The 6,443-nt window shown below is 37.6% G+C and carries 6 protein-coding genes and 1 rRNA gene (1 of these 7 running past the window's edge); all 7 read right to left on the bottom strand.

The window, feature by feature from the left end; translation table 11 throughout:
* A 23S ribosomal RNA gene (locus LEP1GSC203_RS08370) occupies positions 1 to 512 on the bottom strand (its annotated part extends 2,337 nt beyond the left edge of the window); the annotation flags it as partial.
* Between the two features lie 854 nt (positions 513 to 1,366).
* Positions 1,367 to 1,564 (bottom strand): GNAT family N-acetyltransferase, encoded by a 198-nt coding sequence (locus LEP1GSC203_RS08365; RefSeq protein WP_232225849.1) that lies wholly within the window; start codon positions 1,562 to 1,564, stop codon positions 1,367 to 1,369.
* Between the two features lie 185 nt (positions 1,565 to 1,749).
* Entirely contained in the window at positions 1,750 to 3,393 is a 1,644-nt protein-coding gene (locus tag LEP1GSC203_RS08360; protein ID WP_002973264.1) for a PEGA domain-containing protein, read from the bottom strand.
* Entirely contained in the window at positions 3,383 to 4,159 is a 777-nt protein-coding gene (locus LEP1GSC203_RS08355; protein ID WP_002973334.1) for an ABC transporter permease subunit, read from the bottom strand. Before LEP1GSC203_RS08355 ends, LEP1GSC203_RS08360 begins: the two co-directional genes overlap by 11 nt.
* Before the next feature lie 2 nt (positions 4,160 to 4,161).
* Entirely contained in the window at positions 4,162 to 5,040 is an 879-nt protein-coding gene (locus LEP1GSC203_RS08350) for an ABC transporter permease subunit (RefSeq protein WP_002973419.1), read from the bottom strand.
* 4 nt (positions 5,041 to 5,044) lie between these two features.
* On the bottom strand, positions 5,045 to 5,506 hold the full coding sequence (locus tag LEP1GSC203_RS08345; protein ID WP_002973517.1) for a PTS sugar transporter subunit IIA: 462 nt from the start codon (positions 5,504 to 5,506) through the stop codon (positions 5,045 to 5,047).
* Between the two features lie 35 nt (positions 5,507 to 5,541).
* Positions 5,542 to 6,432, bottom strand: a complete 891-nt coding sequence (locus LEP1GSC203_RS08340; RefSeq protein WP_002973212.1) for a hypothetical protein — start codon at positions 6,430 to 6,432, stop codon at positions 5,542 to 5,544.
* Between the last annotated feature and the right edge of the window lie 11 nt (positions 6,433 to 6,443).

The raw sequence follows: 6,443 nt of genomic DNA, 5'->3' as shown, positions 1-6,443 counted from the left end.
TCACTAGGAAGTATTTAGCCTTGCGGGGTGGTCAGTGTGGTGTCCCACTAAATTACACGTGTTCCGTGGTACTCAGGATACTTAACAGGAGGATTAGCAGTTTCGTCTACGGGACTATCACCCTCTTTGGTTGGCTGTTCCAAAACCATTCCACTACCACTAATCTTTGTAACTCCTCGATGCATTCTGAACTGCACCCGTAAGTCCTACAACACCTCTGCTACAGCGATCCAGATCTGTAACGTAGTCAGAGGTTTAGGCTGTTCCGCTTTCGCTCACCGCTACTGACGGAATCGAGGTTTCTTTCTCTTCCTCCAGGTACTAAGATGTTTCAATTCCCTGGGTCTTGCCCACATTGCTGTGTTACTAGGTTTTGCCTAGTAGGGTTCCCCCATTCGGAAATCGACGGATCAAAGCTTGTTTACAACTCCCCGTCGCTTATCGCAGCAAACCACGTCCTTCATCGCCTTCTAGTGCCTTGGCATCCACCGTACGCCCTTAATTACTTGACCATATTACTCTTATGAGCAATATCCTAAAGTTTTTTTGTTCGTCTTTTTGATGAACCATACATGACTCGGCGTCTGTATGGCCCTCGGCGCATTGTTTGTTTTCTTTACAATGTCGTATATATGTTGTCAAAGAACGAATGTTTCCCTACAGACTAATCACCCAGGAGTATTCTCGTGGAAAATTAAAATGTCGGTTATTCGTTTTGCTTGCGCAAAGGAAGATCTTCCTCTCCCTCCGCCCACAGTCGCCTGCAAGCTACCGGTTTCATAGATCGAAAAGATCCATGCGGTAAAAACCAAAGTAATTTCAAAACCTAAGCAGTCAACTCGGTTTTATAAAAAAGTTCGTAGTTCATGCGGATAGATTTGATTTTTTTTATAAGGTAAGATGGAAGTAATGAGACATAATTCAGTGATCAGTACGGCTGGTAAGATGGGCGTTTAATGTGAGTTTGGTGGAGCGGGACAAGGGAGAGAGCAAATGGAGAAAAGATTAGTTGAAAAGGTATGGCACGGGAGCTTATTTCCTGTTAGGTTATCTATATACTAGAGACATGGTCGGTTCGTTCTTTGGAAAGAAAACCACAGCATTTTTTTAGGGATAAAGGATAGCAGGTTTTTCGTGTTAGGTTGTGAATTCCTCCAATGATAGCGACTTGTGAAATCATTGGAATGGATCTATAACGGCAGAAAGGTGAACTTATTTGTAAAAATTTTGATTAGTGTCGATTGTTTGTTGTCTGTTAAGCGTGGCCATGATAGAGGAAAGTCATTGGGTGGCGGGTCTAGTTCCCCACCCAATGATCAGGGCGGGGAGAATATACACTTTAATAACGAACGTCATCCAAAAGAAATTAAAATTCTTTCTTCATCACTGTCCTATGACCGCAAGTAACTGCCTCAGTCCAACCAAAACGATTATACAAAGATACTGCAGTATCTGAAAATAAATAAATTTCTTTGATACCTCGATCCTTTGCAGTTACTTCAATCGACCGGCAAAGTTTTGCCCCTATACCTTGCTGACGGAATTCTGGAACAGTGTAAACCAATCCCAACCAGCAATCAACTCAAATGTCTCTAATTCATTCGGTAATAGAACTCGAAAACCTAAATGTCCTTCTATCAACTCAAACTCCTTAAAATTAATTAGGACACGAATTAAAAATCAATTTGTTTTCAAACAGAATACACACGAAACAAAAAACTAATGCAAAAAATTAGCGATTACTTTATATTAGTAACGCACGTTAAACTGCATATAACCATAACCTTCGCGCGCGTTTTGACCGTAACTTATGGCCGACGGACTCACAGGGAGATATCCAAACTCCAACGTTTCCTCATCAATACCTAGGTAATAAAAAGTAGCTGCGGATACCAACATAAGTCCCATCAAAATGACCATCGGACCTGCTACCAGTTGCCGGTCTTTACGGTTTTCCATCGGTAGCGTCCCTGCAACACGTTTCAAACTCCTAGCTTTCGATTCCGCGTCATCAATGATTGAATTTTGAACCCCGTACCAAAAGAAAAATTCGTTCGGATTGTTCTGATAAAAAGAAGAAATAGCGGTGGCATTCACAAGAGTCACTTGCGATCGAGCGGCCGAATAGGCCTGTCTTGAAGCATAATTCAAATAAACATAACTTACATAAAATAAAAGAGAACCATACAACGAATAGGTGGCAAAGTCTTTATAGGTATGATCCAAAAAAACATTTTGTTTATTTTTATAATAAACTTCCGTTTTGCCTTCTCTCATTTCTACATCAACTACAACCTCTTCATTGTCGCGCGCATCTACTGCTCGAAAACTATCGATATAACCTTCTTTGGATATTCGCAATCGGTTCATCCCGGAAGGAATGGCGATATGATTCAAGGGTGTTTTGCCCAAGTATTGAATTCCTAAATAAACATCTGATTCGACATTGGTACTCACCGTTATATATGAATTGCTTAACTTTAAAGAAAGATTAACATCCAACTGAAAAGGTTTTCCTTTTTCCAATTGGATTTCTTGTTTATAAGGATGAAAGCCTTCCTTAAAAACAAATAATGATCGTTTGCCGATTGGAAACTTTTTACCAATTAAGGGAGTTTTACCTAAATAAATCCCATCTAAGTAAACAAGTGCCCCTTCTTCTCCCGAAGCGGATACTGCAACCGTTGTTGTATCTTTTCCTTGTAGTTTTTCACGAATGGATTCACCAAGTGGACCCATTTCTTGGTAGGCTCGAATTACGGACGTTTTGTGCTCAAAGGGAATAGTTTTTCCTTCGAAGTCATCAAAAAGAAAAACTTTTGTTATTAACTCGTTATCTCTAATCTCAAAATTGCCCGTTAAAATATAATCGCAGTTAAGTTTACTAGCCAAACCAAATGATTCATCAGGTGAAGGAGCTTTTCTTTCCCAAAATTGTTTGATAGTCACCTTTACGTAACGAGGGTCTTTTTCTGGAGCAAGTTGTCTTTTTCCAGAGCGAAGGTCTTCTAAATCCTTCTCATCATTAATCTCTTTCTTTTTGCGTTTTACGTTTTGGGATTCTGCATCAATCTTTTCTTGAAGAGTCTGAACTGGCGCCTCCCCAAAAGAATGGTACACTACATTTGCCTTCGGATGTTCCACATAGGTATATTCTAAACTGCGAAGTTCAGAAAGTAAAACAGAAGGAATTCCTTTGATTAAGTATTCTTTGGTTGGATCAGGAGTAGTAGCAACGAAGGAGAATAAACATAAATTGCGAGATGATTCATAGGTAACACTACCTTTGTAACTTTGGTTAGGGAAATTATAATAATCATCAATAGAATATAATGGCAAAACATTGCATAGAAGCCCAAGGATGATAAATAATGCAGAAATTTTATGTTTCATTCTTTTTCTGGTTAGATCCCAAAGAATACACCAAAGTTAAAATGGCAACGATCGGAAGCAAAACGGAAACAGGCGACTTATCAAAATAATCTTTAGAAAATGAGATCTGTTCTCCAAGACCTGGCCCCGTATCCCCAAGGGATGTCTGAATTCCTAAATAAGAAAACAGGGCTGTTGTCATTACCACAGCAGGTAATCCAGAAAAAAACAAAAACCCAAACATACCCCGAAGTGCCGGTAAATAATGTAAAAGAAGTAATTGATAAGGTTTGGCACCCATACAAAGAGAAGCGGAAAGATAAGAACTTTGTTTGATTTCACGAATCTTAGCAGTGATTGTTTCGTACGACAATGCCCAATCTGATACTAAGATAGCAATAAAAATTGCGAACGGATTGTTGGGTAACAAACTAATCACAACAAGGGCAGACAATAAAGAAGGGATGGCGAGAGATACAGAAACAATTCCTGAAAAAACGAAGTCCGATCTTTTAGGAAAGAATAGAGAAAAGGCAGATAAAAGAAAAGAAACAAAAATAGTAAAAATGCGAGCAGGTACCACTAGGGCTATGGTGGATAAAGATCCATAACAGAATAAAGCAAAATTGTCGCGACCTAACCGATCTGTTCCTGCTAAAAAACCAGGAGAAAAAATGGGTAAATTATTGTTCGCCAAATCTACATTAGTAGGAGCTGGAAAAATAATGGCACCTAGAATCACTAGTCCAAAAAAGAAAAACCGTAAAAAGGTATGTAATGAAATCACTCTTATACCCCACCTGAAAAAAATCTTTGCAGATAAAATCCAATACGATTCAAAAGATAAAAAAGAATCCCAGAATACATCAGTAGTGTTGCCAGTAACTTTGTATCCATCGATTTAATAGAAAAATATAAAGACTTTCCAATTCCAGGAAAAAAGAAAATCTCTTCTACGACCATTGCTCCAGACAACAAAGACCCAAAATCTAAAATTAAAAGGATGAGTGCAATCGGCAGGACTTTTAAAAAAATTTCTTTTCCAACAATATGATGCCAAGGATAAGACCTTGTTTTTAATAATAGAACATACTTAGAATCTGCTTCTTTCCGAATTTCTGGCAATAGATATAAGGACATCCTAGCATAAATCCGTGAACCCAATGCAATACCAGGTAACACAACATAGTATGTGTTTCCTGATTCATACCCACCAGGTGGAAACCATTCCAACTTGTAAAAAAACAAAAGTAACAAAAGTATTGCGACGATAAAAATGGGAGTGGATAGAATCAGATGAGAACTAAAAGATACAATATCATAAAATAATCCAGACCGAAAGTATGTTGCTGCAAGAGATAGTCCAAATGCAAAAATGGAGCCAAAGAGAATACTAAATATTGCTAGGTGCAAAGTAGAAAAAAAACGAGTTCCTATATGGGAATACACAGTTTCCCCATTTTCTGTTTTTCCACCTGATTCCAAAACTAAAGATTTCCAAAATTGGATATAGGAAGATACAAAACCTTTTTCCTGACTTTGTATTTCAGTGATCCCTGCATCAGCATACAAATAGGATTTATCTTTAGTATGAAACTCAGATACAAAACTACTGATACAAGATAACAGTAGTAAGAAATACAGAAAACGGAAAATTTCCGACTTCACTGGATTAACTTTTCGAAAGGAATGCCTTTTGGATTTCTTCGAAATTTTTGGCTTTGATGAGTTTTTCTCTTTCTTCAGGAATGTTGAGAGTTTTTGCAATCAAGGCCAATGTTTTGATATGATCTTGAAATTTGTTCTTAGGAACAATTAGCATAATAAAAATTTGAACTAAACCATGATCTAATGCATCAAAGTCGATCCCTTGAGGCGCAATTGCCATCGCACATTTTAACTCATTCACATAATGAACAGAACAATGTGGAATGGCGACCCCACTTCCAATGCCAGTAGACATGGATTTCTCTCGATTCATTAAAGAAGAAACTGTTTCTTCTTCATGACTAGGATCTAACGATTGTGTGGTGACCATATGAGAAATCATCTTTCGAATGGCATCTTCTTTTGTAGAAGCCTTGAAGTCGAAAATGATATTTTTAGGGTCCAGAATCTCCAGAAGTTGATTCATATGGTATAACTTACTCCCACCTTTTCAAGATCGACTTATTTTCCAAGAAAAACCCTGACCAAGACGCCTTCTATTAGAAAAAAAACAATCAATACCAAAACGGCACTGATCCCCATTTTACCTACAAAAAAGGCTATCGGAAGTAAAATGACAAAACTAAGCAAGGAAACATAATACGAACCATAAAAATTCCTGCCTGGACTCAAATGCAAAAAAAAGGCAAGCGATGCATAGGACAGAATGCAGTTAAAACTTAATTGGCCTGATCCAATCCCCCAAAGGGAAAACAGAAAAAGCCATCCCAGAAAAAATCCAAGTAGTACTGTTCTACGAAAAGATACCCACGCAATTCCCACTAAAACATAAATACCTAAGTTATCTGCAAAAGATAAAAACTTAAGTCCATCTAACGGAGGATTGGAGAACCAAGGCAATGTTAGTGGTAAAAGAGACGATTCAAAAGATATCCCAGTCCAAGAAATTAATTCCACCGGAGTTCGAAAGGTATACCCCAATAAGGAAAACACAGTATCCCAAATTAAAATAAATACGAGAACCAAACTAAAAACAGGAACGCGTAACGAATATTGTTGGCCGAAAAAATAATGAACTACAAAAGCAAAAAGAAAAGCTACTGGCAACAAAATTGGATGCAGCCAAGTTGTAGGTATAATCAAAAAAACAATCAGTAATTGTGAAAGTAGTCCTAACCAATACGGTGATTGATTTGCACGAATACAAAAACCTAAATAGACAAGAGTGAATATTGATCCAATAACAATTGGCAAAATGGGGATAGGTAAAACATGAGCCAGAGAGTATCCAAGAAAACCCATCAAAGTTAGAAAATAAAAGAAATCAGCAAATATTTCGGAAGATTTAACCCCCCAACTATTTTCAGATAGAATATAAAGGTTTTTTAACATAGTTCAAAGAT

This window comes from Leptospira terpstrae serovar Hualin str. LT 11-33 = ATCC 700639, assembly GCF_000332495.1.
Taxonomy (GTDB): domain Bacteria; phylum Spirochaetota; class Leptospiria; order Leptospirales; family Leptospiraceae; genus Leptospira_A; species Leptospira_A terpstrae.
Note: the sequence above shows the minus strand (reverse complement) of the source record. Positions and strands in the feature narration are given on the sequence as shown.